At 57.0% G+C, this 26,751-nt stretch carries 31 protein-coding genes; 6 read left to right on the top strand and 25 right to left on the bottom strand.

The features are described from left to right. Positions 1-36 precede the first annotated feature (36 nt). Complete coding sequence (locus PG881_RS02660) at positions 37-2,283, top strand: sensor domain-containing diguanylate cyclase (protein ID WP_270797941.1); 2,247 nt, start codon at positions 37-39, stop codon at positions 2,281-2,283. A gap of 69 nt (positions 2,284-2,352) precedes the next feature. Here the strand turns inward: PG881_RS02660 and deoD are convergent, their stop codons facing one another. From deoD to PG881_RS02625, 7 genes are all read right to left on the bottom strand, one after another. Then, the gene (gene deoD / locus PG881_RS02655) at positions 2,353-3,069 is read right to left on the bottom strand and encodes a purine-nucleoside phosphorylase (RefSeq protein ID WP_011707410.1); all 717 of its coding nucleotides are present in this window, start codon (positions 3,067-3,069) and stop codon (positions 2,353-2,355) included. A gap of 77 nt (positions 3,070-3,146) precedes the next feature. Next, positions 3,147-4,355: a phosphopentomutase gene (locus PG881_RS02650; protein WP_270797940.1), complete on the bottom strand. Its 1,209-nt coding sequence runs from the start codon at positions 4,353-4,355 to the stop codon at positions 3,147-3,149. Positions 4,356-4,369: 14 nt separating this feature from the next. Further along, positions 4,370-5,701, bottom strand: coding sequence for a thymidine phosphorylase (deoA, locus tag PG881_RS02645; protein WP_011707412.1), 1,332 nt, complete (start codon positions 5,699-5,701; stop codon positions 4,370-4,372). A gap of 109 nt (positions 5,702-5,810) precedes the next feature. Beyond that, positions 5,811-6,584 carry a deoxyribose-phosphate aldolase gene (deoC, locus tag PG881_RS02640; RefSeq protein ID WP_011707413.1) on the bottom strand — a complete coding sequence of 258 codons (774 nt, stop codon included), beginning with the start codon at positions 6,582-6,584 and terminating at the stop codon, positions 5,811-5,813. A 391-nt stretch (positions 6,585-6,975) separates the two neighbouring features. Next, entirely contained in the window at positions 6,976-7,146 is a 171-nt protein-coding gene (locus PG881_RS02635) for a XapX domain-containing protein (RefSeq protein ID WP_005305103.1), read from the bottom strand. Between the two features lie 123 nt (positions 7,147-7,269). After that, complete coding sequence (locus tag PG881_RS02630; RefSeq protein WP_016351990.1) at positions 7,270-8,544, bottom strand: NupC/NupG family nucleoside CNT transporter; 1,275 nt, start codon at positions 8,542-8,544, stop codon at positions 7,270-7,272. Positions 8,545-8,769: 225 nt separating this feature from the next. Further along, positions 8,770-9,546 carry a TatD family hydrolase gene (locus PG881_RS02625; RefSeq protein WP_270797936.1) on the bottom strand — a complete coding sequence of 259 codons (777 nt, stop codon included), beginning with the start codon at positions 9,544-9,546 and terminating at the stop codon, positions 8,770-8,772. A 40-nt stretch (positions 9,547-9,586) separates the two neighbouring features. Here PG881_RS02625 and tppF point away from each other — a divergent pair, with 40 nt between their 5' ends. Then, positions 9,587-10,204 (top strand): type IVa pilus pseudopilin TppF, encoded by a 618-nt coding sequence (gene tppF / locus PG881_RS02620; RefSeq protein WP_270797935.1) that lies wholly within the window; start codon positions 9,587-9,589, stop codon positions 10,202-10,204. On the opposite strand, the gene PG881_RS02615 is transcribed toward tppF, so the two are convergent. The 7 genes from PG881_RS02615 to PG881_RS02585 form a co-directional block, all read right to left on the bottom strand. Next, complete coding sequence (locus tag PG881_RS02615; protein ID WP_187268880.1) at positions 10,173-10,355, bottom strand: DUF5363 family protein; 183 nt, start codon at positions 10,353-10,355, stop codon at positions 10,173-10,175. The two genes, tppF and PG881_RS02615, sit on opposite strands and share 32 nt — an antisense overlap. 206 nt (positions 10,356-10,561) lie before the next feature. Next, positions 10,562-11,914: a 23S rRNA (uracil(1939)-C(5))-methyltransferase RlmD gene (gene rlmD, locus PG881_RS02610; protein ID WP_270797934.1), complete on the bottom strand. Its 1,353-nt coding sequence runs from the start codon at positions 11,912-11,914 to the stop codon at positions 10,562-10,564. Positions 11,915-12,250: 336 nt separating this feature from the next. Then, entirely contained in the window at positions 12,251-13,687 is a 1,437-nt protein-coding gene (gene amt / locus PG881_RS02605; RefSeq protein ID WP_016351995.1) for an ammonium transporter, read from the bottom strand. A gap of 677 nt (positions 13,688-14,364) precedes the next feature. Next, a complete protein-coding gene (locus PG881_RS02600) occupies positions 14,365-14,622 on the bottom strand; it encodes a hypothetical protein (protein WP_270797933.1) in 258 nt (85 codons plus the stop codon). Beyond that, the gene (locus PG881_RS02595) at positions 14,619-15,206 is read right to left on the bottom strand and encodes a hypothetical protein (protein ID WP_270797932.1); all 588 of its coding nucleotides are present in this window, start codon (positions 15,204-15,206) and stop codon (positions 14,619-14,621) included. The genes PG881_RS02600 and PG881_RS02595 overlap by 4 nt, the downstream gene beginning before the upstream one ends. A 3-nt stretch (positions 15,207-15,209) precedes the next feature. Next, a complete protein-coding gene (locus PG881_RS02590) occupies positions 15,210-15,443 on the bottom strand; it encodes a hypothetical protein (protein ID WP_270797931.1) in 234 nt (77 codons plus the stop codon). Beyond that, a complete protein-coding gene (locus tag PG881_RS02585; protein WP_270797930.1) occupies positions 15,440-15,868 on the bottom strand; it encodes a hypothetical protein in 429 nt (142 codons plus the stop codon). Before PG881_RS02585 ends, PG881_RS02590 begins: the two co-directional genes overlap by 4 nt. Positions 15,869-16,119: 251 nt before the next feature. Between PG881_RS02585 and PG881_RS02580 the strand changes: the two genes are divergently transcribed. Further along, positions 16,120-16,329, top strand: a complete 210-nt coding sequence (locus tag PG881_RS02580) for a superinfection immunity protein (RefSeq protein ID WP_103244572.1) — start codon at positions 16,120-16,122, stop codon at positions 16,327-16,329. A gap of 93 nt (positions 16,330-16,422) precedes the next feature. On the opposite strand, the gene PG881_RS02575 is transcribed toward PG881_RS02580, so the two are convergent. Continuing rightward, on the bottom strand, positions 16,423-16,665 hold the full coding sequence (locus tag PG881_RS02575; protein WP_103244571.1) for a hypothetical protein: 243 nt from the start codon (positions 16,663-16,665) through the stop codon (positions 16,423-16,425). Between the two features lie 275 nt (positions 16,666-16,940). Here PG881_RS02575 and PG881_RS02570 point away from each other — a divergent pair, with 275 nt between their 5' ends. Further along, on the top strand, positions 16,941-17,537 hold the full coding sequence (locus PG881_RS02570; protein ID WP_270797929.1) for a hypothetical protein: 597 nt from the start codon (positions 16,941-16,943) through the stop codon (positions 17,535-17,537). Between the two features lie 71 nt (positions 17,538-17,608). Here PG881_RS02570 and PG881_RS02565 read toward each other — a convergent pair whose 3' ends face one another. From PG881_RS02565 to PG881_RS02520, 10 genes are all read right to left on the bottom strand, one after another. Continuing rightward, a complete protein-coding gene (locus PG881_RS02565; RefSeq protein ID WP_223933925.1) occupies positions 17,609-17,968 on the bottom strand; it encodes a hypothetical protein in 360 nt (119 codons plus the stop codon). Between the two features lie 581 nt (positions 17,969-18,549). After that, the gene (locus PG881_RS02560) at positions 18,550-20,103 is read right to left on the bottom strand and encodes a DUF3987 domain-containing protein (RefSeq protein ID WP_270797928.1); all 1,554 of its coding nucleotides are present in this window, start codon (positions 20,101-20,103) and stop codon (positions 18,550-18,552) included. Beyond that, a complete protein-coding gene (locus tag PG881_RS02555; RefSeq protein ID WP_270797927.1) occupies positions 20,100-20,291 on the bottom strand; it encodes a hypothetical protein in 192 nt (63 codons plus the stop codon). Before PG881_RS02555 ends, PG881_RS02560 begins: the two co-directional genes overlap by 4 nt. Then, on the bottom strand, positions 20,284-20,619 hold the full coding sequence (locus PG881_RS02550) for a hypothetical protein (RefSeq protein ID WP_270797926.1): 336 nt from the start codon (positions 20,617-20,619) through the stop codon (positions 20,284-20,286). The genes PG881_RS02555 and PG881_RS02550 overlap by 8 nt, the downstream gene beginning before the upstream one ends. A 300-nt stretch (positions 20,620-20,919) precedes the next feature. After that, positions 20,920-21,171 carry a hypothetical protein gene (locus tag PG881_RS02545; protein ID WP_270797925.1) on the bottom strand — a complete coding sequence of 84 codons (252 nt, stop codon included), beginning with the start codon at positions 21,169-21,171 and terminating at the stop codon, positions 20,920-20,922. A gap of 106 nt (positions 21,172-21,277) precedes the next feature. Continuing rightward, entirely contained in the window at positions 21,278-21,916 is a 639-nt protein-coding gene (locus PG881_RS02540; protein WP_270797924.1) for a hypothetical protein, read from the bottom strand. A gap of 58 nt (positions 21,917-21,974) precedes the next feature. After that, positions 21,975-22,991 (bottom strand): tyrosine-type recombinase/integrase, encoded by a 1,017-nt coding sequence (locus tag PG881_RS02535; protein WP_270797923.1) that lies wholly within the window; start codon positions 22,989-22,991, stop codon positions 21,975-21,977. Positions 22,992-23,234: 243 nt separating this feature from the next. Beyond that, on the bottom strand, positions 23,235-24,287 hold the full coding sequence (locus PG881_RS02530; RefSeq protein ID WP_270798045.1) for a site-specific integrase: 1,053 nt from the start codon (positions 24,285-24,287) through the stop codon (positions 23,235-23,237). Continuing rightward, positions 24,268-25,122, bottom strand: a complete 855-nt coding sequence (locus PG881_RS02525; protein ID WP_270797922.1) for a hypothetical protein — start codon at positions 25,120-25,122, stop codon at positions 24,268-24,270. The genes PG881_RS02530 and PG881_RS02525 overlap by 20 nt, the downstream gene beginning before the upstream one ends. A 9-nt stretch (positions 25,123-25,131) precedes the next feature. Beyond that, positions 25,132-25,830, bottom strand: a complete 699-nt coding sequence (locus PG881_RS02520) for a LexA family transcriptional regulator (RefSeq protein ID WP_270797921.1) — start codon at positions 25,828-25,830, stop codon at positions 25,132-25,134. 165 nt (positions 25,831-25,995) lie between these two features. Here PG881_RS02520 and PG881_RS02515 point away from each other — a divergent pair, with 165 nt between their 5' ends. Further along, on the top strand, positions 25,996-26,214 hold the full coding sequence (locus PG881_RS02515) for a hypothetical protein (protein ID WP_010636130.1): 219 nt from the start codon (positions 25,996-25,998) through the stop codon (positions 26,212-26,214). A 26-nt stretch (positions 26,215-26,240) separates the two neighbouring features. Then, positions 26,241-26,750 carry a phage regulatory CII family protein gene (locus tag PG881_RS02510; protein WP_010636129.1) on the top strand — a complete coding sequence of 170 codons (510 nt, stop codon included), beginning with the start codon at positions 26,241-26,243 and terminating at the stop codon, positions 26,748-26,750. The last annotated feature ends 1 nt before the right edge of the window (position 26,751 follow it).

Here is a 26,751-nt window from a genome sequence, read left to right as displayed (position 1 = left end):
ACCCGAAACTGGCAATGCCACCAGCAGGAGCGCTGTATGATTGCCCCCTCTCTGCCGCTGGATGAAGAGAGTCGACTGGAACGACTCCGCATCCTCGGCCTGCTTGACCGCGAGCCCATCGATCAGCTGGATCGCCTGACCCGGCTCATTACCCGCCATTTCTCGCTGCCCATCGCCATGGTCTCGCTGACCGACGTGAACCGGCAGTGGTTTCTTGCCCGCACCGGCGTCGCCCTGTGCGAGATCAGCCGGGAGCACTCCTTTTGCGGCCACGCCATTTTGCGTCCCGACATCATGCAGGTGCCGGATGCCAGGCTCGACCCGCGGTTTGCCGACAACCCGCTGGTGACCGAGGAGCCGCACGTGGTCTTCTATGCCGGGCGGCCGCTGCGGGTGCTGGATGGCGTGGTGCTCGGTACCCTCTGTCTGGTGGATCATGCACCGCGCCACCTCGACCAGGAGGCCTGTCGCGATCTCGACGACTTCGGCCGCCTGGTGGAGAACACCCTGCACGATCTGGAGCGGCGCCATCAGGTACGCAGCCTCAATCAGGTGCTGGAGGACAAGGATCACCTGTTCACCCTCACCTTCAACCAGTCGTCGGTGGGCATGGCCCTCTCCTCCCTCGAAGGCAAGTGGCTGCGGGCCAACCCGGGGCTGGAGCGGCTGCTGGGCTACAGCGAACAGGCGATGCTGAGCCGCACCTGGCACGCCATGACCCATCCCGAGGATCTGCCACGCGAGCTGCCCCTGTTCAACGCCCTGCTCGCGGGGCAACGGCAGGACTACCGGCTGGAGAAGCGGATGATCCGGGCCGACGGCAGCCAGTGCTGGGTCCAGCTCAGCGTGACCCTGTGCCATAGCCGCACCATGGCGCCGCACCTGATCGCCGTGTTCGCCGACCTCACCGAGCTCAAGCAGGCCGAAGCCGAGCTGCTGCAGCTGCAGCAGGGGCTCGAGCAGCAAGTCCGTGAGCGCACCCGCGAGCTGTCGAGCACGGTGGAGCAGCTGCATCGCGAGATGCAGGAGCGCGGCGCCATGCAGCAGCGCCTGTGGCAGGAGCAGCGCCGCCTGCAGCACATGCTGGAACATACCAGCAACGCCTTCCTCGAACTCGACGAGGCGCTGGTCATCACCGGCTGGAACCCGGCCTCCACCACTCTGCTGGGCTGGCACCCCGAAGAGATGCTGGGGCGTACCCTGCCCGCCCTGCTCGGTAGCGCTCACCCCCTGCTGGCCCAGCTGACCCATCCCCAGAGTGCTGCGCGCCGCCTGGAGTGCGAGATCGGTACCCACGACGGCCGGCGCATCCCGGTGGAGGTGATTGCCGAGCGCTACCAGTTCGACGGCAAGGTGCGCATCGCCCTGTTTTTGCACGACATCACGGCTCGCCGCCAGGTGCTGGCCGAGATTGAGCGCGGGCGGGCCAGGCTGCGGGCCATCACTGACGGCCTGCCGGTCACCATCAGCATGGTCTCGCCCGAGGGGCGCTACCTGTTCGCCAACCAGGCCTACTGCCGCGACTTCGGGCTCGATGCCGAGCTGATGCGGGAGATGAGCGTGCGGGAGGTGATAGGCGACGCGGCCTACGGCCGGGCCATCGCCCATCTGGAGCGGGCCCTCGCCGGCGAGCAGGTGAGCTTCGAGAACCGTTTCGAGCTGCCCATCGGCCCGCGCGATCTCAGGATCACCATGATCCCGAGCCGGGGCGATGAGCCGGGGGTCTACATCCTCGGCAGCGACATCACCGAGTTCAAGGCGCTGCAGAACCAGCTGGAGCACGAAGCGGCCCACGACCCCCTCACCGGCCTGCCCAATCGGCGCGCCTTCACCCTGCGCCTCTCCCGGGAGCTGGAGCGGGTGCGCCAGAATGCCGAGACCCTGGGCCTGCTGTTCCTCGATCTCGACGGCTTCAAGCGGATCAACGATCAACTCGGCCATCACGTCGGCGACGCTCTGTTGCAGCGCTTCGCCAGCGTGCTGAGTGCCGAGGTGCGCCCCGGCGACATGGTGGCACGCCTGGCTGGCGACGAGTTCACCATCATACTGCCGGCCCTGCGCCAGCCGGAGCTGGAGCTGCCCGCCCTGTGCGAGCGGCTGCTGGTGGCAATGGCGGTGCCGGCCGACGTGGCCGGCCACCTGTTGCCCCTCGCCGGCAGCATCGGCGGTGCGCTCTGCCACTCGGGCCAGTATTGCCACATCGACGATCTGCTGCACCGGGCCGACAGTGCCATGTACCAAGCCAAGCAGGCCGGCAAGGGACGCTTCGCCCTCGACCTCTGAGCTGCCATCCTTGAAATGCAAAACGGCGACCCGAAGGCCGCCGTTGTCATTATTCATGCGCGAGGGGGATTAGTTGTCGCCCAGCAGGACGGAATCCAGCGCGATTTCGATCATGTCGTTGAAGGTCAGCTGACGCTCTTCGGAGGTAGTCTGCTCACCGGTACGGATATGGTCGGAGACGGTGCAGATGGTCAGTGCCTTGGCACCATACTCTGCAGCCACACCGTAGATGCCGGCGGCTTCCATCTCGACACCCAGGATGCCGTACTTTTCCATGACGTCGAACATGGAGGGGTCCGGGGTGTAGAACAGGTCGGCGGAGAAGATGTTGCCCACGCGCACGGCGACGCCCTTGTTCTTGGCGGCCTGTACGGCATTGGCAACCAGATCGAAGTCGGCGATGGCGGCGAAGTCGTGATCCTTGAAGCGCAGACGGTTCACCTTGGAGTCGGTGCAGGCACCCATGCCGATCACCACGTCACGCAGTTTCACGTCTTCACGCACGGCACCGCAGGAACCGACGCGGATCAGGGTCTTCACGCCGTAATCGGTGATCAGCTCTTTTGCATAGATGGAGCAGGACGGGATGCCCATGCCGTGACCCATGATGGAGATGCGACGACCCTTGTAGGTGCCGGTGAAACCGAACATGTTGCGCACGTCGCACACCTGCTCGACGTTCTCCAGGAAAGTCTCGGCGATGTACTTGGCGCGCAGGGGGTCGCCCGGCATCAGCACGGTATCAGCAAAGGCGCCATCTTTCGCATTGATATGAGGAGTTGCCATTCTCTTGATTCCTTCACACTAGGTTGAGTTTTATTGTCTTTATTGGTTGCCCGCCGCCGAGGCGGCGGGCGGGTAAATTACAGGAAGCTGGTACCGTATGCCAGTTTGGGCAGGCCGTGGTACGCCGCGATGCTCTGGCCGATGTCGGCGAACGTCTCGCGACGACCGACAGAGCCGGCCTTGACCGGCTTGCCGTAAAACAGCACCGGGATGTACTCGCGGGTGTGATCGGTACCACCCCAGGTCGGATCGCAGCCGTGGTCGGCAGTCAGCACCACCACGTCACCATCTTCCAGCAACTCGAACAGCTCCGGCAGGCGGGAGTCGAAATACTCCAGCGCATCGGCATAGCCCTTCACATCGCGACGGTGACCGTAGGAGGAGTCGAAGTCGACGAAGTTGGTGAAGACGATGGTCTGGTCACCGGCCGCTTTCACCTCTTCCAGAGTACGGTCCCACAGCTCGGTCAGACCGGTCCCCTTCACCTGCTTGGTGATGCCCTGCTGGGCATAGATGTCAGCGATCTTGCCGATGGAGACCACCTGACCGCCCACTTCCTTCATGTAGTCCAGCACGGTCGGTGCCGGCGGCAGCACGGAGTAGTCGTGGCGGTTGCCGGTGCGCTTGAAGTTGCCCTTGCCGCTGCCCACGAACGGACGCGCGATGACGCGGCCGATGTTGTAGGGCTCCAGCAGCTCGCGCACGATGTGGCACAGCTCATAGAGCTTCTCGAGGCCGTAGGTCTCTTCGTGGCAGGCGATCTGGAACACGGAGTCAGCAGAGGTGTAGAGGATCGGCTTGCCGGTGCGCATGTGCTCTTCGCCCAGATCATCCAGCACCTGGGTGCCGGAGGCGTGGCAGTTGCCCAGATACCCCGGCAGACCGGCCTTCTCGACGATGGCGTCCAGCAGCTCCTGCGGGAAGCTGTTGTGGTGGTCATGGAAGTAACCCCACTCGAACAGCACGGGCACACCGGCGATCTCCCAGTGACCGGACGGGGTGTCCTTGCCGGAGGAGAGCTCCTGGGCAAAGCCGTAGGCGCCGACCACGTCGATGTCCTTGTTCAGACCGGCCGGGAAGGTGCCGCTGGCGAGTTCGCCTGCGTGACCCAGACCCAGCTTGCTGAGGTTCGGCAGATTGAGGGCGCCACGGCCTTTGATCTCACCGGCGGCGCAGGCCTTGGCGATATGGCCAAGGGTATTGGCGCCCACATCTCCGAACTTGTCGGCGTCGGCTGCAGCGCCAATACCGAAAGAGTCCATCATCAGAATAAAGGTACGTTTCATGGGACTTCCCCTTGTTACAAATCAGCCAGACCGATGCGACGGTAGACCTCGGGCAGCGCCTCTGGTCGGGTGTCACCGATCTTGACGGCGGCCTGCACCATGCTGGCAGCCTGAGCGAATTGCTCTTCAGTTTGAGCGTGGATCAGGGCGAGCGGCTTGTCTGCCTCGACGCTTTGACCCAGGCGGATAAAGTCGGTCAGACCGACCGCATAATCAAGTTTGTCACCGGCAGCGCGACGGCCACCGCCCATGGCGACCACGGCCAGGCCCAGTTCACGGGTGTCCATGGCAGTCACGAAACCGCTGTTGGCAGCATAGACAGGGCGCACGATGGCGGCCTTCGGCAGGTGGTGATCGTAGCGCTCCATGAAGTCGCTCGGGCCACCGAGACCGGTCACCATGCGACCGAAGATCTCGGCCGCCTTGCCGTTGTCCAGCACCGCCTGCAGCTTGCGGCGGGCCTCGCCGTCATCGCTGGCCAGGCCGGCGGAGATCAGCATCTCGGCACACAGTGCCATGGTCACGGCGTGGATGCGCGGGTTGCGGTATTCACCGGTCAGGTAGCGCACCGCTTCGCGCACTTCCACCGCGTTGCCGGCGCTGGAAGCCAGCACCTGGTTCATGTCGGTCAAGAGTGCTGACGTGCGGCAGCCGGCACCGTTGGCCACGGCAACGATGCTCTTGGCCAGCTCTTCGGAAGCTTCGAAGGTCGGCATGAAGGCACCGGAGCCCACCTTGACGTCCATCACCAGCGCTTCCAGCCCGGAGGCGAGCTTCTTGGAGAGGATGGAGCCGGTGATCATGGCGATGGATTCGACGGTGGCAGTGATGTCCCGTACCGCATAGATACGCTTGTCGGCCGGGGCGAGATCGCCGGTCTGGCCGATGATGGCGACACCCGCCTCTTTCACCACTTTCAGGAAACGATCGTTGTCGACCGAGGTCTGGTAGCCGGGAATGGCATCCAGCTTGTCGAGGGTACCGCCGGTGTGGCCCAGGCCACGGCCGGAGATCATCGGCACGAAACCACCGCAGGCGGCGACCATCGGGCCGAGCATCAGGGAGACGACGTCACCCACACCGCCGGTGGAGTGCTTGTCGACGATCGGGCCACCCAGATTGAGGTGATCCCAGGTCAGTACCATGCCGGAGTCGCGCATGGCGCAGGTCAGGGCAACCCGCTCATCCATGGTCATGTCTTTGAAGTAGACCGCCATCGCCAGCGCCGCAATCTGGCCCTCGCCGATGGTGTTGTTGGTAATGCCCTGAACGAAGAATTGAATCTCTTGGGTACTGAGCGCTTCACCGTTGCGCTTCTTGCGAATGATTTCTTGAGGCAAAAACATCTTTCATTCCCTCCGCCATTGCTGGCGTTACACAAGCCTGAATCCTTGCCCGCACACCGCATGGTGGGGGCGAAACAGGGCGGACCAGGTCCGCCCTCTCATCAACCTATTAGTAACCGCTGGTGTTGGCCGGCTTGTCGCCATGCCCCAGTGTGGCCAGCAGGCTGGCCAGCAGGCTGGATGCACCAAAGCGGAAGGTGCGGGCGGATACCCAGTCCTTGCCCAGGATCTCTTCGGCCATGGCCAGGTACTGACCCGCCACGGCGGCGTCTTTCACGCCACCGGCCGGCTTGAAGCCGACTTTCGGGTTCTTGGCCTTGATCACTTCCATCATGATGCGCGCCGCTTCCGGGGTCGCATTGACCGGCACCTTGCCAGTGGAGGTCTTGATGAAGTCGGCACCGGCGTCGATGGAGATTTCAGACGCGCGGCGGATCAGCGCCTCTTCTTTCAGCTCGCCGGTTTCGATGATCACTTTCAGCAGGGCTTGGCTACCACAGGCTTCCTTACAAGCTTTGACCAGATCGAAGCCGACCTGTTCATTGCCGGCCATGAAGGCACGGTACGGGAACACCACGTCCACTTCGTCGGCACCGTAGGCCACGGCGGCGCGGGTTTCGGCCACGGCGATCTCGATGTCGTCGTTGCCGTGCGGGAAGTTGGTCACGGTCGCAATGCGCACGTCGGCGGCGCCGATTTCACGCAGGGTCTTGCGAGCGATGGGGATGAAACGGGGATAGATGCAGACGGCGGCGGTCAGGCCGGCCGGCGACTTGGCCTTGCGGCACAGGTCGATCACCTTCTGATCGGTGTCGTCATCATTCAGAGTGGTCAGGTCCATCAGGTTCAGGGCGCGCTGGGCGGCCAGTTTCAGATCAGTCATTCTGTTCTCCAAAGTCTCGATTTAGTCCGGATTCCAGGGCATGGGTCCGCCTGTCGCAACGCAACCGGCAAGACACGACTCCCAAAGAAACGGGAATGGAATTGCAGCGCAATTGCACGGGCAATGAGGCTGCAAATAAGGCAAGAGCCCTGTCACTTTCTTACAAAAGTGCGGACTTGGTTCCATGAAGACTTGAGAAAGGCAGACAAGGTCTGACCCGACTTCCCAATCAATTCCATTTGACCGCCAACACCCGATTTCATCGGGCATTAGTCAATGCCAGCACCCTGCTGGCAATGCCTATTTCAGCCGAGATACCCCTTGTTTGCAAGCCGGATTTGCCATTTTCAGAGGTACCTCACATCTGGCAAATCCGGTACTGAAAAGTGCGTTAAGAGAAGAAGCGAGTGAGTATCCAGGAGTATGCCAGCCCCCCCAGATAGACTCCGACGATCCCCATTACCCCGGACAATACGGGCGGGGCCGGGATCGGCAATTTGAGGAAAGAAAACAACAAGCCAACGATAAAGCCGGCCGCCATCGCCAGTAGCACTTCATTCATATAACCTCCGATTTGACTCATTTTATTATTAGTTTAGAAAGGAAAACGGTTGTCACCGCCCCAAACGCGAACGCCACAGCTTCTCGCTGTGGCGTTCGTCTTTACCCTGACAGTCAGGCGATATTACATGCCGGACAGCGCCAGGAAGAAGCCTGCGATGGTCGCAGACATCAGGTTGGACAGAGAGCCAGCCAGTACGGCTTTCAGACCAAATTTGGCAATGGTGCCGCGACGGTTCGGTGCCATGGAACCCAGACCACCCAGCAGGATGGCAACGGAGGACAGGTTGGCGAAGCCGCACAGGGCGAAGGAGATGATGGCCTTGGTGTGGTCAGACATGGCCACGCCATTGATCAGCACTTCATCTTTCAGATAAGGGGCAAAGTTCAGGTAGGCCACGAACTCGTTGACCACCAGTTTCTGACCGATGAAGGAACCGGCCACGATGGCTTCGCTCCAGGGTACCCCGATCAGGAAGGCCAGCGGGGAGAAGATCCAGCCCAGCAGCAGTTCCAGGGAGAGCTGCGGATAGCCGAACCAGCCACCCACACCGGAGAAGATGCCGTTGATCATGGCGATCAGGCCGATGAAGGCCAGCAGCATGGCACCGACGTTCAGGGCCAGTTGCAGACCGGCGGAAGCACCGGCGGCAGCGGCATCGATCACGTTGGCAGGCTTGTCTTCCAGCTCGCCATCGGCATTGTTCTCGTCATAGCTCGGGGTCTCGGTTTCCGGTACCAGCAGCTTGGCGAACAGCAGACCACCCGGAGCGGCCATGAAAGAGGCGGCGATCAGGTATTCCATCTTAACGCCCATGGAGGCGTAGCCAGCCAGTACGGAACCGGCAACGGAGGCCAGACCACCACACATGACGGCAAACAGCTCGGAGTCAGTCATCTTGGAGATGAAGGGACGCACCACCAGCGGGGCTTCAGTCTGACCCACGAAGATGTTGGCAGTGGCAGAGAGGGATTCGGTACGGGAAGTGCCCAGTACTTTTTGCAGGCCACCACCCAGCAGTTTGATGACCCACTGCATGATGCCCAGGTAATAAAGAACGGCAATCAGCGAGGAGAAGAAGATGATGACCGGCAGTACGCGGAAGGCGAAGATAAAGCCGCCGCCACCGAATACTTCGAACATCTTGTTGCTGACCAGACCACCGAACAGGAATTCGATACCGTTTTGGCCATAACCGATGACGCTGGAAACGGCATCAGATACACCCACCAGAATATCTCGGCCAACCGGGACGTACAGCACGAATGCACCCAGTCCAGCTTGAATTGCAAAGGCACCGGCAACGGTGCGAATTTTTATTGCTTTGCGATTACTGGAGAACAGCACCGCGATAAGGACGAGCGTTGCCATCCCTACCAGACCCATTATCAAATTCATTATTAACACTTCCTCTTTAGTAGCACCTTCCAGCTTGTTAACAACTTGTATCTCAAAGCCATCAATCAAGGGTGCGCATTATACTAATTACGGTGCGACAAAGTAGAATGCTGGTCACATTTTATAAGCATGAAATGCGCTAGGGGTCGTCAAATTAGACCGCAAACGATTTTTACTCACCCCGTTTTTTATCATGCCGCTATCAATAGTTAATCGGCTGTTAATTTATGACTTGCCCAGTTGGAAAGCGTGCAAAGTGGATTCACGTAACACCGAGGCAACATGGACCAGTGGTTGTTGCCGCAAATCGGCCAGCAGTTGCGCAATTTTCGGCAGGTTGGCGGGGGTGTTGGGCGCCCCCTGCTGACCCTGCAGCGGCATGTCGGGAGCGTCGGTTTCCAGCAGCAAGGATTCCAGCGGCATGTCGCGCACCGCCTCCCGGGTCTTGTTGGCCCGCTCGAAGCTGATGACCCCGCCGATACCGAGCCGAAATCCCAGTTGCCAGAACGCCTCTGCCTGCTGCAGAGAACCGCTGAAGGCGTGGATGACGCCCCCTCTGGCCGGACGCAGGCGCCTGAGGATCTTGGCAACCGTGTCGTTGGCGCGCACCGAATGGACGATCAAGGGCAGCTCATGCTCCATGGCCAGCTTGATTTGAGCCTCGAACATCTCGAGCTGCCCCTCCTGCGGCACATGGGAGCGCAGATCTAGCCCGCACTCGCCCACCGCCACCAGCCCGCGTGGACGCTCGGCCAGCAATCGCTGCAGCCGGGTCAATACCGCCTGAGTCTGCCCCCCCACATACCAGGGGTGCACACCCAGGGCATAGGAAATACCGTCGTGCTCTGCCGCCAGCGCCATCACCCGGCCCCAGTTTTCCTCTCCCACGGCGGGAATGATATACTCGCTCACCCCCAGCTGGCGGCACTCGGCCAGCAGCGCCGCCCGATCGGGAGCGAAGACCGGAAAATCGAGATGGCAATGGGTGTCGATCAGTTGCATGTCGCTCTCACCTGTTTGTCGTAATTAATGGGTCCATATCATGATGAAACGCACAAGCCACGGCTTTACCCTGATAGAACTGGTGCTGGTCATCATAGTGCTGGGGATCCTGGCCGTCACCGCCCTGCCCCGTTTCATCAATCTCAAGGATGACGCTCTCAAGAGTACGGTCGCCACCACCGCCACCAGCTTCGCCAGCGCGGTGCAGCTGGCCCATGCCGGCTGGGCGGTCAAAACGCAGGATCAGGCGCTCTACAATCTTGGCAGCATGGGGCAGCGCAATCTCGACATCAACCGCTATGGCTGGCCCGCCGGCACAGACGAAGATCAGGGTCGCAAGGGGATAGATGAGCCCTATGTCACAGGTCAGGGTGACTACATCTCGGTGAGCAACCAGTCAGACTGCCGCCTGCTGTTTCAGGGGCTGCTGGACAGCAGCTATACCGTCGCTTCGGTCGATCAGGATCCCGAGATCCAGCTCAACGCCGACTACCTGTCCAGCGAACTGCCTGCCAACCAGGTAGATGCGGATGGGGAGCCGCACAGCAACTGCCGCTATACCCTGCGCGACTCCATCGGCCGCTTCCCGGCCTATCCGGATGGCCTCTCCTTCGACTACAACAGCGTCACTGGTGCCGTGACCCGCAATTTCCAGTGAGCGATTCCGACTCGCCCTGCTGCTCCATCTGCGGCGCGTCATCCTGCTCGTGGCGTACCGGCACGCAGCAGCGCCGGTTCTCCGGTGTGAGTCCCCACTCCTCGCACCAGCCATCGTAGCGAGCCAGCCAGCGTAACAAGATGCCTTTCATGGTCTGTTCCTCGTCTCTGTCGTCCCCTTGCCGTTTCTGCCTATCTGCTCCGAATCCGCTAATGTCACGACTCGATACCGGAATGACAGGTATAAAAAAACGACTCCATTTGGAGTCGTTTTTATCAGAGCCATCTGGCTAATTCAATTCATGCCTAGGTGGGCAGGCTCAGTCGAGCGACGGCTTCTACGTGCATGACCCGGCGATCAGCCCTTGGCCGACAGGCTCAGACGGGCAACCGCTTCCACGTGCATGGAGTGCGGGAACATGTCGACCGGCTGCACCTCATCCAGCACGAAGCCCTGCTTGACCAGCCAGGCGAGATCGCGGGCCAAAGTCTGCGGGTTGCAGGAGACATAGACCAGCCGGCGCGGCGCCATGGCAACCAGCGTCTGCAGCACGGCCTTGTCACAGCCCTTGCGCGGCGGATCCATCACTACCACGTCAGCGGTCACCCCCTGAGCGTGCAGCTCGGGCATCAGCTGCTCGGCCTTGCCGACGTGGAATTCGGTGTGCTCGATGCCGTTGAGGGCGGCGTTGCGACGGGCATCGCTGATGGCACTCTCCACCGACTCGATCCCCACTACCTTGGCAGCCTTGCCCGCCAGGAACAGGGAGATGGTGCCGATACCGCAATAAATGTCGAACACCGTCTCGTTGCCGGTCAGTTCGGCATACTCGAGGGCGCTGGAGTAGAGCACATCGGTCTGGCTCGGGTTGTTCTGGAAGAAGGAGAGCGGCGAGATCTCGAACTCGAGCTCGTGGATCTTGTCGCGGATCACCCCTTCGCCCAGCAGCACCCGGTTGGTGGCACCCAGGATGCGGTTGGTGCGCTCCTCGTTGATGTTCTGCACCAGGGTGGTAACCGGCAGATCGCTTAAGCTCGCCAGCAGCTCGGCTTCGAACGGCAGCTCCTCGCCCAGGGTCACCAGCACCACCATCAGCTCGCCGCTCTTGAAGCCCTTGCGGGTCATCAGGTTGCGCACACAGCCGGTGTGGTTCACTTCGTCATAGGCGGCGATGTCGTGCTCGCGCATCCAGCTGCGTACCCGGGCGTTCAGCTCGACGTGCAGGGAGTCTTGCACCGCGCAATCGTCGGCGGTGATGAGGTCATGGGAGTGTTTGCGATAAAAGCCGATCTCGGCGCCAGCGTCGCAACCGCGCACCGCATATTGGGCCTTGTTGCGATAGGCAAACGGGCTGTCCATGCCGAGGATCGTCCTGACGGAGGTATCACCCAACCCGGCCTGCTCCAGCGCACTCTCCACCAGCGCCTGCTTGAGCTTGAGCTGGGCCGGATAGGCCAGCGGGCGCACCTGGCAGCCACCGCACTCGGTGTTCGGGCAGAAGTCGGCGACCCGATCGGCGGAGGGCTGGAGCAGCTCGGTCACCTTGCCGTGCAGATAGTTGGGCTTGACCTCGGTCAGCTCCACCAGCGCCTGCTCACCGGGCAGCAAACCTTCGACAAACAGGGGGCGGTCGAACAGGCGTCCTTTGCCATCTCCTTTGTCGGTCAGTTCCAGGATCTCGATCTGGTGTTGATGTCCCACTAACGGCATGAGCGGCTCCAAAAGTACATATAAAGAGGGGTGATGGAACCGGCCCAGCCAGCCCCATCAAGAAAAGGTGGCAGAGTTTAGCGGAGATCCGGCCAAATTGCAGGCATAAAACAGCAACAAGACCGAGGACATTGCCCCGCCTGGCGTTATCTGCCGAAAAAGCCGGAGTCCCCCGGCGCGATTCAGGGGTTGTCCTTAATAAGAGAGCATGGTGACCACGGACTGGCTATCACCCCAACGGCCCAGCCATCAAACCGGCCCCCCAACCCTGACAGCCCGACATAAAAAAGCCGCCGGCATGGCCGGCGGCAATATTGCTGACTAACAGATGGCGGATTACAGGCTGTAGGCCTTCTCGCCGTGGGTGGTGACATCCAGCCCCTCCCGCTCCGCGTCTTCTTTCACTCGCAGGCCGATCAGCAGATCCACCAGCTTGTAGGCCACCACCGAGATGATGCCGGACCAGAGGATGGTCACACCGACCCCGATGGCCTGAATTTTGACCTGCGCCAGGATGGAGTAACCCTCCGCCACCTGGTTGGTGACGTAGTCCCACACCCCGGTACCGCCCAGATCCGGGCTGGCGAAGACGCCGGTCAGCAGCGCCCCCAGGATGCCGCACACCCCGTGCACGCCGAACACGTCCAGACTGTCATCGGCGCCCAGCAGCCGCTTGAGACCGTGGACTCCCCACAGCCCGGCAACACCGCTGATGAGGCCCATCACCAGACCGCCGCCCACTCCAACGAAGCCGGCCGCCGGAGTGATCACCACCAGCCCGGAGACAGCTCCGGAAGCCGCACCCAGCAGGGAGGGACGACCCTTCATCACCCACTCGGCCAGGGTCCAGGAGAGGGCCGCCGCAGCCGGAGCCACCCAGGTATTGATGAAGGCCAGTGCCGCCGTGCCGTTGGCTTCCAGCGCGGAGCCGGCGTTGAAACCGAACCAGCCGAACCAGAGCAGGGAGGCCCCGATCATGGTCATGGTGAGGCTGTGCGGAGTCATGGGGTCACGGCCATAGCCCAGGCGTTTGCCCACCAGGTAGGCACCGACCAGACCGGCCACCGCCGCGTTGATGTGCACCACTGTGCCGCCCGCAAAGTCCAGCGCACCGTGCTGGAACAGATAACCGGCGGTCGCGGTGGCCGCTGCCGCGGCATCGGCCGTGGTATAGGCATCCGGACCCGCCCAGTACCACACCATGTGGGCCAGCGGGATATAGGCGAAGGTGAACCAGATCACCGAGAACAGCAGCACGGCGGCAAACTTGATGCGCTCGGCGAAGGCCCCCACGATCAGACCGCAGGTGATGGCGGCAAAGGCGCCCTGGAACACCACATAGATGAACTCGCTGATCCCGACCCCCTTGCTGAAGGTGGCGGCGATGGAATCAGGGGTCACGCCCTTGAGCAGCGCCTTGCTGAAAGAGCCATAAACGCTGTTGCCCTCGGTAAAGGCCAGCGAATAGCCGTAGAGAATCCACAACACGCAGATGAGCGAGAACAGGGTGAACACCTGCATCAGCACGCTCAGCATGTTCTTGCTGCGCACCAGCCCGCCATAAAACAGGGCCAGGCCCGGAATGGACATCAGGATCACCAGGGCTGCCGACAGCAGCATCCAGGTATTGTCCCCCTTGTTGATGGTTACGACTGCCGGGGCCGCAGCCTGCACGACCTCGGCCGAGGCGGCCACCACCTCTTCAGCCCAACTGGGGGCGGCCAGCAAGGCGGCAAGCGCCAACAGGCCAGTCATCACGAGTCTCTTGAGCATACAGCCATCTCCTTCCCTGTCGTCCCGGCTCCCGGCCGGGTCCATTTCCTGATATGAACATCGAAACCGACGATTCACGTACATCCACATTCGCTACACACTGGTGACCGCCCCGCCCATCATTCCTCGGATGAGCGGCATCATGGCGACATAAATGCTTCAAAGCACAAAGCAGGCCAACTTAATAAATAGTTTTAAATCATTAAGTTATGCTTACCACAGCGAAGTGACGCACCAGATTGGCGCACGGGACGCGCTAACTTGAGCAAGTGCGCACTTCCGCTGTGCACACACATACTGCCGCACCGAAATAGCGCAGAGGGACGCCATGCGGGACATAGGCGAGTAGCCGGCCTGCCGATATCAGCCAGAAAACAGAAGAGCGATGAGAAAGGAGAAAGCGGAAAAACAAAAGGCCATCATTGCTGATGGCCTTTTGTTTTGGAATTTGATGGTGCCCGGGGTCGGACTCGAACCGACACGGTTATTCACCGGCGGATTTTGAATCCCAAAACTACGATTTCAGGCAAATCGTACAGGTCATAAACCCTTATTTCAACTGGTTTTCGGTTGTGCTTGGTTTTAGCTGGTCTTGGACGGGTTGCACGAAATTGCACGAAATCACCTATTTGGCTAGCCAAGGTAAAGGACTCAAAAAAAAGCCCCGTCAGGGGCCGTTAACAATCATCGGTAATAACTACCTGATTTATGATTCCAGCGAACCGGATTAGTGTTTCAGGCTCCACCCCTTGCTTGATGGCGTGGGCGGCAATCTCGCCATTAGTCGCAATGATTAGATCCCCTTGCTTTAGCAGGCCATCCAGCGCACGAAAGTATCGCCCGCACTCTTCAATTGAGTCGCCGCCGTGTAAGCGGGAAACGGCCTTCTCGACTGCCTCCACTCGCTTCAAATACGCTCGAGTTCTGGCGCTCATTCCTCTGCGCCCTTGCCAATCTGCTCCAACATCATTTTCCACTGCGCGTGATAGTTGGCCTCAGCGTTAACAAGCTCAAGCAAGCAGCCTGAAAGCTGGTCAACCTCTCGCTGTGCGCCATCGGTGGCAACATCAATCGCTTTTGCTTTCGCTTCTGATGCAATGCTAGTTCGGCCAAGTTGCTCGGCGAGTGTAGCTAGGCTGTTCAGTGCCTTGTAGTCGCTCAACTCTGACAGCAACTCTTCAAGACTGGCCCCGGCAATCATCCGGGTTTGTAAGGCCATCACGGCGCGAAGCTGATCGGTCTCACTGATCGCGGCACTAGCTGCGGAAGCGCCATCGTCTAAACGCTTCTGGGCTGCCTCCCTGGCCTTCACAAGCTCTGACCGATATGCAGCATGATTGGGCATCGGAACCTCTTTCATGAGCCTCTCACGCAATGCTACAAGCTCCTGATTCATCTTTTCAGACGCCTTCCCGATCAAAGCGTCGGCCCTATCTTGATGTTCTGCCAATGTCGCGATCATGCTCACCGGAACGGCGTAACGGCTACCCATGTCAAACTTGATGGTTTCAATTTTCATTTATCAGCCCTCAATCTTGTAGTTAGCAAAAATATCTTCTTCTTCGGCAATTGGTTTTTGAGCTGGCTTGTTCTGTTTTGCCAGCGCATCGGTAAGAGCCTTGGTGATCTGACTTTGAATATCGCGCTTCTGCTGGTTAGCCATGATTTTGGCTTCAACCTTGGTTGCCAAAATGTCGACGAATTTATCGAGATCTGCGTTCGTCAGCGTTTGAATATTGCCGTGTAATTGACTCATTTTTTATCCCTCTGGTTTAGTTTTTGCTCTAGGGCTTCAAACCGTTCAAACAATTCTGTGCTTTCTAATATTCGGTATTCGCGCTCGACCCCATCAAGCAAGATCAAGGCAATATCCGGTGGCAACCTGCCAGTGATTGCCGCCTCGTTAATCAGGGCAGCTCGCTGGCTTGCGCTCGTACCTTGAAGGGTCTCAGCATCAATCAGCGTCACGGCTTCGTGGCTTGAGCGTAAAGGCGGAATGGTCTTGCTCAGGAGCAGAGCACAGGCTTGGAGGTCGCCACCTTTTGCCAGCTCTGCCACCGCTTGGATTGCCCCGTTCTCGTCGCCAAAAACGTCTCCAATGATACGCCGCACTATTTGAGCTTTACCCGAACCAGCAGGCCTACCATTACTGTTTCCAGTCTCGCCTTTTTGCCAGGCCATATTAACCCCCCATTGTTTTCTCACTGCTTTAACAGGGATTCATTTTATCACATCGGAATTATGAAATGCGGGGCGCTAAAATATTACAAACACAAACTAAAGGTGCATATGCGTATGTTTTATCAGACCCTTGGGATAATGTTCCTGATAGGTGTGTTCGCTTGCTGGTGTGTGGTTAAAACGAAAGTAGAGTAAGCAGCATAAACAGGTTAGGATTACCGAACCTGAAACGGCTTCAACATGGGGATTACATGGACTTGTTTGATAGTGTGGGAACTCTGGCGTTCATAGTCATCGTTTACTTTCTGCCGCTATTCATTGCCGTATTGCGAAAGCATCGCAACGCAACGGCGATCTCTGCCCTGAACTTGCTGTTAGGCTGGACGGTTCTGGGCTGGATCGGTTCTTTCGTGTGGGCACTGACTGCCAATGTCGAAGGCAGCCAAACAAAGAGCAGCTAGCCAAGGGGAAGGGCTCAGACTGATTGCATAAGCCTTGGTTAGCTCTTCATAACAAAAACCCGCAAAGTGTTCTACAGTGCGGGTTTCATGGGTTTATTCAGCAGCCTGAATCTCTTCATAGTCTTTGAGGATACCAGCCTGATTCATCCATTGTGGCAAATCAATATCCTTGGCAATAACAGCCCCAATCGATTCATCTACCACATAAAAGCGCCCCAGCTCACCATAGTCGCCGCTGACTTGTGAGAATCGGGAGCGGCACACCTTCTGCTGTTCCTTTTTCAACTTGCGATTCAAGCGCAGCAGTGCGGCGTGTTCAGTGATCATTTTCTTCATCGACTCACCTCAATATCATATTATCACTTTATTACAATATCACTTTATCAATGCGTGCTGCTCGTCGTCAAGCTCTGCATTTTCAGGAGGGTCAGTAAGGCTGGTTCCGATGCTGATGTAGTAGCATCGGCAGAGGCTGACTTACTGGTGATGCTAGCCAAGGGGTGAATCGCCAAGTGCATCACATACATCAAACTTAGCCACCACATGGATTGTCGCTTGACTCCTTAAAGTGATAACCTGCCCAAAAATATTCAACATGGAGTGATAGAGAAATGAAACTTTATCTAATTCTAGGGATTGGTCTCGGTTTGGCCGGATGTGCAACTAATCAAATTAGCAGCAACTTGAATGGCATTGATGGCTTAACGCTTAAGCAGGCTGGCGGAAATAGTTTCTTAGATCGCTATGAGCTTTCTTCTCAAGCATCAGTATCTTCAGACCTTGCTTTCTGCATTGCCTCAAGCTTGTCTAATAAAGATATTCAACTAAGCGATACATCCAAAAGCTTTGTAGGGCAGGCTTCAGGTAACCTTTACATGGCTGGCGATAAGAACAACTCTGCGGGCGGTGAAGTCATAAAATACAAATCAGATGATGGGTCAAAAGTTGCTGCGCAGGGAAGAGCTGATTATTCATTCACATTCGGATTCGCGCCAATTTCCCGCACTGTGCAATTTGATGTCGTAGCTAAAAAAGAGGGTGGCAAACTACTCCTTTCTTTCACTGACATTATGCAGGCACAGAAAGAGACTGGCTTTAGTGCTAACAATGGATTCCAGCCTGTCGGGGCTTGGGATGGAGCCAATCCAGATATGGCATTGTCAACACTGAAAGATGTGGCAACCAAAATTCAGCGTTGTATGAACTAAGTATTACGATGAGCTATGGGAAATTTGGGAGGGCATTATTTATGCCCTCCTATTCTAAAGGCATATTAAAATCAGTTTTTCTTGTCGCACCCTTGCAAAGAGGTGTCAATGATTTGATCACCTTCAACCTTGAAGCCAATGGAGCCAACTAGAAATGCATGGTTCATTTGAGTGACAACTACGTCAGTTAATCCAACTGCACACTTGTCTTGTTCGATAGCTCTATCCATTGCAGTTTTAACGTTTGGAATACCCAATGGAAATAGAATTACTGGGTAACTATCCTCGCCAGCAACGCGCTGACCTTTAACAAATTTCGCGCCATTGATATTGTAATTTTTGGTGCTACCAACGGTCATGTCTGCAACGCGCATAGTACACCCAGATAAGGCAACCACGGCAGCAACAGACAAGGCAATTACGTTCTTCATACCAGACTCCATTGAAAATGAAGAATCATAGCATGTAGCTAGCTCACCTAACAGCCATCACAAGCTAATGATTAGGTGTGAGAAATGTTTTCCATCACGCTTGTAGGCAGGTTTTACGAGCTTTTCGTTTAGCACTAGACACACCCATGTGACAGCGGTCGCTGCTGGGTGTCGAAAAGTTTTCGATACGTTACGGCAGCGGCTAACCGTGCAGATGAAGGAAAGGCCCACCTGACCACAGCCCAATCTCCAGAAGTCGAAAAAGGCACAAAACACACACAAATCAAGCTAAAGCCAGTAATGGCGCGGGTTGTGGTGTGTGTGTCAGAAAACACAAACACACACAAAGGCACACACAAACCGACAACCTAGATACTTGTGTGTGTGTTCCAGTGCACACGCTGAAAGCCTTGGTATGACTGGGATGGCGTGTTTTTGTGTGTGTTTGTGTGTTCCGGTGCACACGCTGAAAGCCTTGGTGTGACTGGGATGGCGTGTTTTTGTGTGTGTTTTGTGCCTTTTTGGGTTTTCCAGACACAAAAAAAGGGAGCATCAAGCCCCCTTCGCATATCCAGCCAACTTTAGGCCAGCCTTATGTTCCTCTTGTCGGCTAGCCCTCGCTCTGCTGTTAACACGCCAGCGGCCACTAGGCGCTCAATGACTGCCCCGATGGGCTTGGTTCCCCGCCCCTTGAATACGGCCTTCGAGCGCAGGCTGTTCTTTATTGACCTCTCATCTCTGCCGCTCGGGAAGCGCTCCAGGTAATCGATAACGGCGTCACTTTCAGCGCCAAAGCCAATGATCCGCTTTGCTACCAGCGCCTGCCGATAACGCTCCAGCAGCTCACGACACAGATTTAAAGCAATCTCAAAGTCTGCCGCTCCGACATTAGCGGGCACAGGCTCGCCCTTGCACAGATGGCGGGCAACGTGCAGGATTGCGGCCATCTTCATTACTTGCATGTCAAACTTACCAGCAGCACCGCGCACAGCATCATTTCCGAACTTGCCATCATCGGCCAGATCCGACTCTATCGACTGCTTTGCTATCCTCAACTGATCCACCAGTGGCACAGGCAAGCCCAACGGAACCAGCTTATCAACGGCAAAACGGCTGGGCATCAGCTTGGTGATCTCGCTACATAACCGATGGTACCCGTCAGCGTTTGGCTTGCTCCAAGGCTTCAGGTGATTTCGCTTACCAAGGTTATGGTCATCACTCAGCCACAGAAACCGCTCAGCTAGCCCAGTGCCACCGCTCGCCTGCATGATTGATTCAATCGATCCGGGCTGTGCAAAGCAAACAATTGAGCCGTGCACCTCGCCATCAAAGCCCTTTCGGGTAGCGCGAACACTCACATACGAACCGCCATCAAAGCCTTTCAAGGCGGCATCCATATTGACCGCAGAGCCCTTGCTGTATGACAGGCCGAACACACTATTCAGCAAGCCCCGCTCATCCGATGCGAGCATGAATAGGCCGCTGTTTGGACTGATAGCGTCTTTTTCCAGTGCCTCGGGTGTCGCGTTGCTTATCCAAGCCCTCAACGGCTGCGGCTTGTGGCTCAATTGCTCCACTAGCTCACCCTTGATTGCGGGGTCATCAGCGGCTTCAATCTGGGCCTCTAGTGCGTCCAATGCGTTGTTTCGCTCATCATTCATTCGGCGAACAGCGGATCTAAATGGCTTTTGAAAGGCAGACATTACACCGGATTTCCCAGCGGCTGGGGGCTGTTCTGCTGTCACGTAAAGGCCAAGTGGCAAGTCGGCATCCCAAGGCGTCTTCACGCAATAGGTCGAGCCCACAACGGCAGATGTGAGCCCCAGCCCTATCATGAATGTGCTATCTCGGCTTATCTGAATGGAGTCGGCAACCTCTCGCGCATAGATGGCCAAAGGGTGATCGCCTGCCATATCAAGCAGCGACACGGCAACGGTCTCCGGCTCATCGCTCAAGCTAGGCGCTACCGACGCCAATATGTCATCGAGAGTTGATTCAGTGTGCCCCGTAGCCTCGCGGGCATATTTCCCTGCCTCAGATGGTGGCAGGAGTTTAGCGGCTCGGGATGGCTTGGAAATGACGGCCTCTTGCTTGCGCCGTGCCAAGCTGTCGCCAAGCGTTCCATAATCGGTCATGCCGCTACCCCCATCACGACCTGCTCGCGCATCTGGCACTGAATATCAACAACAGCCATCACCATCTCGGCCATCTCCCTTGGTGTCGCCTGATATGCTGAATAATCAACTCTCACGGGATCGCGCATCTTGAGTTTGAAAACGTCAATCGTGCCGTCTGCCATGCGAGGAATTGGTGATTTACTCATCACCACCCCCTTCGGCATAGACGCCATAACCGAACGCATCACAGGTAGCCCGAACGGACTTGGCGTGATCTGGGCGGATCTCTCGGAGCGAATACAGTTTTCTGTGCGTACCATCTAGGGCCGAACGTGCATCAATCTCAAGTCCGATTACAGCTAGCCTCTCGCTAACCTTCTGGTTGAGTGCTGGCAGATAATGTAACTCAGGATCGAGCGCCTCAAGATCTCGGCGGTAAGAATTCGGGTTCTCAGCAATCAGCATCAGCAGCCGATAATGTTGGTGCGAGAATAGGTGTTTGTTGGCGGTCAGGATTTCGACAACTCGGTTCATAACATAGCGCCCCACGCGATCATGGAGCACAGCCACACGCCGCACACGGCAGCCAGGAACGCATCAGACTTCACCAGTCTGGTGATATGCTTTACAATATTCATGCAAATAACCTCGTCGGTATTTGTTGCAGTACAGGATGGTGTTCGTCCACCATCAGGAGAAGTACAAGCAGTACTGGAGTTTCGCGGCTCCACTGCTCAAGGCCCTACCCGTTCGGTGGGCCTTTTTTTTGGGATTTCCCCAAGCTTTTGCACTGGGTACATTCCAATGCCTTGCTGTAGTTGAGTGTTCATCGGTTTACTCATCCGCTGCCTGCTGTTCTGGTAGCGCACCAGCTAGCCAATAGCCTAACAACTTGGTGTTGACGTAAAGCCTCGCCCCGACCATCCGGCAACATCGCGACAACCCAACGTGCTCCTGACGCTTCCATAGCAGAGCCTTCATTTGTGAGGCTGTGAATTGTGGATACATTTTTGAAAGCTCACGACTCGGCACCCAGTGGGTGAGGTCGGTCGCTTCGGCTATTAAATCGGTCTGATTAATCATCATTTGCTCTCTCTGGTCGTGATTCTGCGGTCGCGGTCTTACGTGGTTCATAATGTCGCAGAAGCCAGCTATGGGCAGGGTGATGAAATGCTCTTTTTTTACCTGTTTGTCACCCCTGCTGGCGCTCAAGGCCCCGCGCTTCAGTCTGTTCGACAGCATTAGTTCGAGCCCTGTTGAACGCGCGCCATCGGTCTCGAGCCGTACCGTTTGATGTGCCTAATGCGGCAGCTAAAAAACAGATGAAAGCCCCGTCAACGGTGTCTTTCGTCTTCAGTTTCTCGCCGTTGTCACGCCCACTGCGCCACGTATTTTCGATAATCCGGATCACCTCGAAATCAAAGGACTCGTATGTGTACTTTCGAGCCGTGAGGATAAGCCCCGTCTTTACTGCCTTCATCAGCTCAGATAGCGAAGTGTCGCCAAGGGCTAGGTTGAAGCGAGCGTTCACATTGAAACGGGCATCATCTGCGGCGTCCGGGTATTTTTTCTCAAAGCTAGCCAGCCTCTTCCTTAGCGTCTCAACCTCCCCAGCAACGGCCTCGATCCCCTTTCGGATAGCGTTCTTCCGCTCTCCTCGTTCTGTCTTTGATCGCTCATATTTCAATTGCGGGTGGAAATGAGCTAACCGATCAGCCAAATCCTCTATGATCCTCTGCGGCGGGAATGGGTGCTTTAGTGCTTTTGCATTGGCACGCGCGTTATTCAAGCGCTCGAGAATCGCGTCTTTTGTGTCTTCTGTGTCACTCATGCTCAAATGTCCTTGTCGGTAGGCTTTATCCTGTAGTGCAGATGTCTACTGAGGCAAATCACAAAGCAATTGCCCCGAATACACGATCAGTCAATGACTGCTTGTGACCGTTGCAAAGATGGCTGTAACGCTGGGTCATGGTGATTGATTTGTGCCCTAGCACTTGGGCGATCTCCAATAGAGAGGCCCCATTCTTGGCAAGCAGGCTGGCGCAACTGTGCCGCAGGTCGTGAAAGTGGAAATCTGTTATTCCGGCTTCATCACGGCAGGCTTGCCAGAATGAATCAAAGTGCTCAAAGGGGGCATTCAATTTGCTGGGGTGTTGGAATAAGTAGGCGTTGCCCACTTGCCGAAACTTCATCAGCTCTTGAACAAGGGACGGGGGAAGGGTCAGCACTCGCTGGGTGCCGTTCTTTGTATGGTGCAGGTGGGCTGTTCTAGCCTTGAGATCAACATCTGACCATTGCAGGCCGATCAGCTCACTGCGGCGAGCGCCTGTGAATATTGCCATCGAGATCAGCAAATGCAGGCGATCCCATTTGCTGGCTTTTGCTGCGGCCAGTAGTCGCGGCAATTCATCATCAGACAAGAAACGGGTGCGAGCGTTATCTTCGGTCTGCTGGCGAACTTCACGGGCGGGGTTGTGCTTGGTGTCGTGCTTGTCGTTGAACCATACGAATACGCTAGATAACGCGCTTCGGTAACGGTTGAGGGTGGCGGGTTGTTTCCCCTCTACTTGCAACTGATTCAGGGCAGCTTTTACCTGCTGGCGTGTTACGCGGCCAACTGGCTTGGTGCCAAGGCGGTCAGCCCACCATGTGAGGCGCTGCATAATGCTTGAGTCTCGGCCATTGTACTGGTCGAGGTAATCGCGGATTGCTTGGGATAGGGTCGTTGTTGATAAAGTGACGTTTGTTAGCGCATCGGCTAGATCGTCAGATACAGTGATTTGAGCCAAAAAGGCTTCTGCATCTTTCTTGCGGGGGAAGGTTTGACCGACACGCCGACCATTTCGCATGAACTGGACACGGTAACTTGTGCCACGTTTGCCGGATATTTTTTGAACGTTTGCCATCTGGTTAAAACCTCTTGCACGTAATTGCACGTTATTGAGAGTTTCAACCGCAGTTTGTTCCGAGAGAGGACAGCGCCTAAACGCCGTATCTTGTTGACCAGACAAGAGTTTTAAATGGTGCCCGGGGTCGGACTCGAACCGACACGTTTTGCAACGGCGGATTTTGAAACCGTCAGAGGCCCTTTATAATCAATAAGTTACTGATTTATAAAAGGTCAAAAATCTCAATATGACCACATATAGCTAAATATGGGGCGGCTCGATGGACTGTTTATGGACACTTTTCAGGGCGGTGATGGGGTTTAGCCGTACCGCATCCTCTAGGTGATCTGGTGCAAAATGGCTGTATCTCATGGTCATTTTGATATCGGTGTGGCCGAGGATTCGCTGCAACACCAGGATGTTGCCGCCATTCATCATGAAGTGGCTGGCGAAGGTATGGCGCAGAACGTGGGTACTCTGGCCAGCCGGCAGCTTGATACCCGCTCGCCTGATGGCCTTTTCGAACTCGGCATAGCAATCATCGAACAGGCGGCCAGTACGCTTGGGCAGCATGGCTAGCAACCAGGGGGCGACAGGGACAGTCCGGTTCCGCTTGCCCTTGGTCTTTGTGAAAGTGATCCGCCCCATGCCGATCTGTGATCGGCTGACCTTCTCAATCTCAGACCAGCGGGCACCGGTCGAAAGGCAAAGCATGACGACCAGCCACAGATCCCGCTGCTCCTTGCAGGCATCAAGCAGTTGCTCGATCTCATCCTGGGATAGATAGGCCAGCTCGGATTCTTGCACCTTGTACTGGCGCAGGTCAGAAAGCGGATTACCGCCGTGCCAAACCCCGAGGCGGGCCAGCTCGTTGAACACTGCTTGCAGATACAGCTGTTCGCGGTTGATGGTGGTGGGGGTGACCTGCTTTCGCTGCCCTGGTACATAGAGCTCACCGGCCAGACGCCGCTCCCGGTAGGCAGAGAAGTGTTCGGAGGTGAACTCGCTGGCCAGCGGGTTATCCAGCGCTTCGCACAGCCAAACCAGCTTATCGCGGCGCCGGTCGCCATCAGCCAAGGTCTGCCCGTGGCGGCCAAACCAGAGGTGAACCAAATCGAGCAGCCGCTGGCCGTTCTGCTCTGGCTCGGGCTCATCCTCTTTCAGCCATGGCTTGTTCATCAACTGGTGCCGTTCCCACGCCAGCGCCTCCCCCTTGGTCATAAAGGATTTGCGCAAGCGGGGGCCGCTTACCCCATCAGGGCGAACGTCTGCCCGCCATGGCTTGGCTTGCCCCTCAATTTTTTTGACTGTCATCGCACACCGCCCGGGCTTGCTTGTGGGATGCAACGGCCTGCGCCAGCTGGTCACGTGCAGATTTCAACGCAACATCATCGCCAGTTCTGGAGGCGGTATAGAGTTGGCCAACAAACGAATAGGTGCGCTGCACCAGGGAAGCCGCCAGCCGGATAACCACATCATCATCTAGGTGACTGGTGCGAAGGCCGTTCATCGAATCGCTGGCCGCAGATATCGCAGGATTGACAGTGCTGAACCGATACTCTGCGAACTGATTGGGATCGATCTGCTGGCCATTGAGCAGGCCACCAAAGCGCGCCATCACTCCATCAGTGACCTGGTTCATCTGCTGATAGATATCCTGCTCAAGTCGGCATTGCTCAGCGAGTGACAGTCCCCGCAGTACCGTGGTGGGTCGCTGCTCTGATGGTTGTTGCTCACGCTGGGTATTCACACTATCAGCGGGTGGCATAGGGGCATCAAGCGGAGCAGGTCGGGACAGCCAAGCGCCAGCGCCAGCAGCAAGGAACAACAGCACAACCCCGGCCGCTGCTTTGCCTGGGCGCGCCTGCGCCCGTTCCTCTTGGCTCATCTTGAGAACGGCCAGCGCATGGCTGATGAACAGCAGGATGCTATGAGCAGCAGCCAGCAAGGCCAACAGCACAAGCCCGCCAGACAACTCGATCTTGCCATCCGGTACCATACCCAGCAGGGAAAACCCGAGGGCCCAATAAAGGCCGATAAAAAACGCATTCAGGCGGCGCTTCTGGCCAAACAACGCAGGTTTAAACAAACCGGCCACAGTCAGCAACAAACACAAAAGGGCCGCCAAGGCAGCCATCAACGAAAGCATGTTAACTCCTTAAAACTTCTTGCCGGCCCACACCACCCGGCCAACCAGATCCAGCTCGGCCAGCTCTGATTTGCTCAGGTCGCGGGATTTATACAAAGGGTTGTCAGAGATGATGCGCACCCCGCCCAGGTCGAACTGCAGGCGTTTGACAAACAGGCCGCCATCGAGGCGCAGCACATAGAGCCCATCGCGGGGAGCTTCCCCGTTCTTGAGGCGGAGCAGGATCACATCACCGTCATTGATGGTCGGTTCCATGCTGTCGCCCTTGGCTCGGATGACCGCCATCTTGGCCGGGTCGAATCCTTCACGGCGCAGCCAATCGGTACGGAACGCCATCGGCTCGGCCAGTGGTTCGTCTGTGATATTGGCGCCATGGCCTGCACTGGCAAAGACTGCATAACCAGGAATAGTGGTGAACTCATCTGCTTGATAAGCACTTTGAACACAGTGGCTGGCGTCATGCGATGCATGAGAAGGTGGGGTATTAGCTCCATCACCAATACCAAACACCAGCCAATCAAAAGTAACTCCACCCGCCCGCGCTAAGTTTAATGCTCGATCTATAGGGGGAATGGTCCCCTCGTAAAGATAACGCTTTAGGCCGCTATCGCTCATGTCAGCTCGTCGAGCAAAAGCACGAATAGGCTCATTGCCAATCACTTTATTAAGTCGTTCTGAGAATGACGATTGATCAAAGTCAACTTTCAAAGCTCTCTCCGTAGTCATAAAGCACCTTGTAGAACCTTATTGAACAATGAATGCCCTTTTAGCTTGACTGAGTAACTCTTTAGATCAACAATCCACCTTGAAGAGTTAGGATGTGGCTTTAGAGCTATATCGAGTCGTATAGAGCAACGTTTAAGGGGATCTATCATGTCAGAGATTGCACTCCAGATCGACACGCCAGTTAAAACCATCGAGCGCTATAGCGCAGATACCGGCATTCCTGTTGGCACAGTGAAAAAGATGGTTGCCAGAGGTGAACTGCAAATCATGCCCAAGACAGGGCCTAAGCACAGGGTTCTGATCAATATGGTCGCACTCTATCAACAGGCTGCGGCAGCGTCATACACACCTGCAATCTCCCGGTAACTATGGCACTCAATGGAGAGAGAACCATGTTTATCGGTGACGACTGCAAACATCCGCACTTTGAATCTGCATGCAGCAGATTTACCTCCACCCATGTGATCAGCAAGGTCGCCGCCGCGGCTGGCATAGATGCTCAGGTGTTGAGAAACAAACTCAACCCTGACCAGCCGCACCAGCTGACCGTGGCCGATCTCATCGCGCTGTATCACGCCACCGAAGGGGACGAAACCCTATTCGACGGCATGCTGCTGGAATGCGGGCTGACCGCCATCGCCATTCCAAACGCTGAACGTGCGCCATCCCTCCCCCATCAAGCGATCGACCTCAATGCCAAGGTGGCCAGCATTGGCCAGCGCGCGCTGGCGCTGGCCGAGCAGGGACGGGTTTCACGCACCGAACGCAACACCATCGTCAGTGTGGCCACCTCTGCAATGGGGTCGTTGGCACTGCTGATCCACGACATCGAGGCCCGCTTTCAGGCTGTGCCTACTGTCACCTGTGCATCAGACATCCTGATGCAAACCATGACTATGTAAG

This window comes from Aeromonas sp. QDB54 (genome assembly GCF_027707385.1).
In the GTDB taxonomy this organism is placed as follows: domain Bacteria; phylum Pseudomonadota; class Gammaproteobacteria; order Enterobacterales; family Aeromonadaceae; genus Aeromonas; species Aeromonas hydrophila.
Note: the sequence above shows the minus strand (reverse complement) of the source record. Positions and strands in the feature narration are given on the sequence as shown.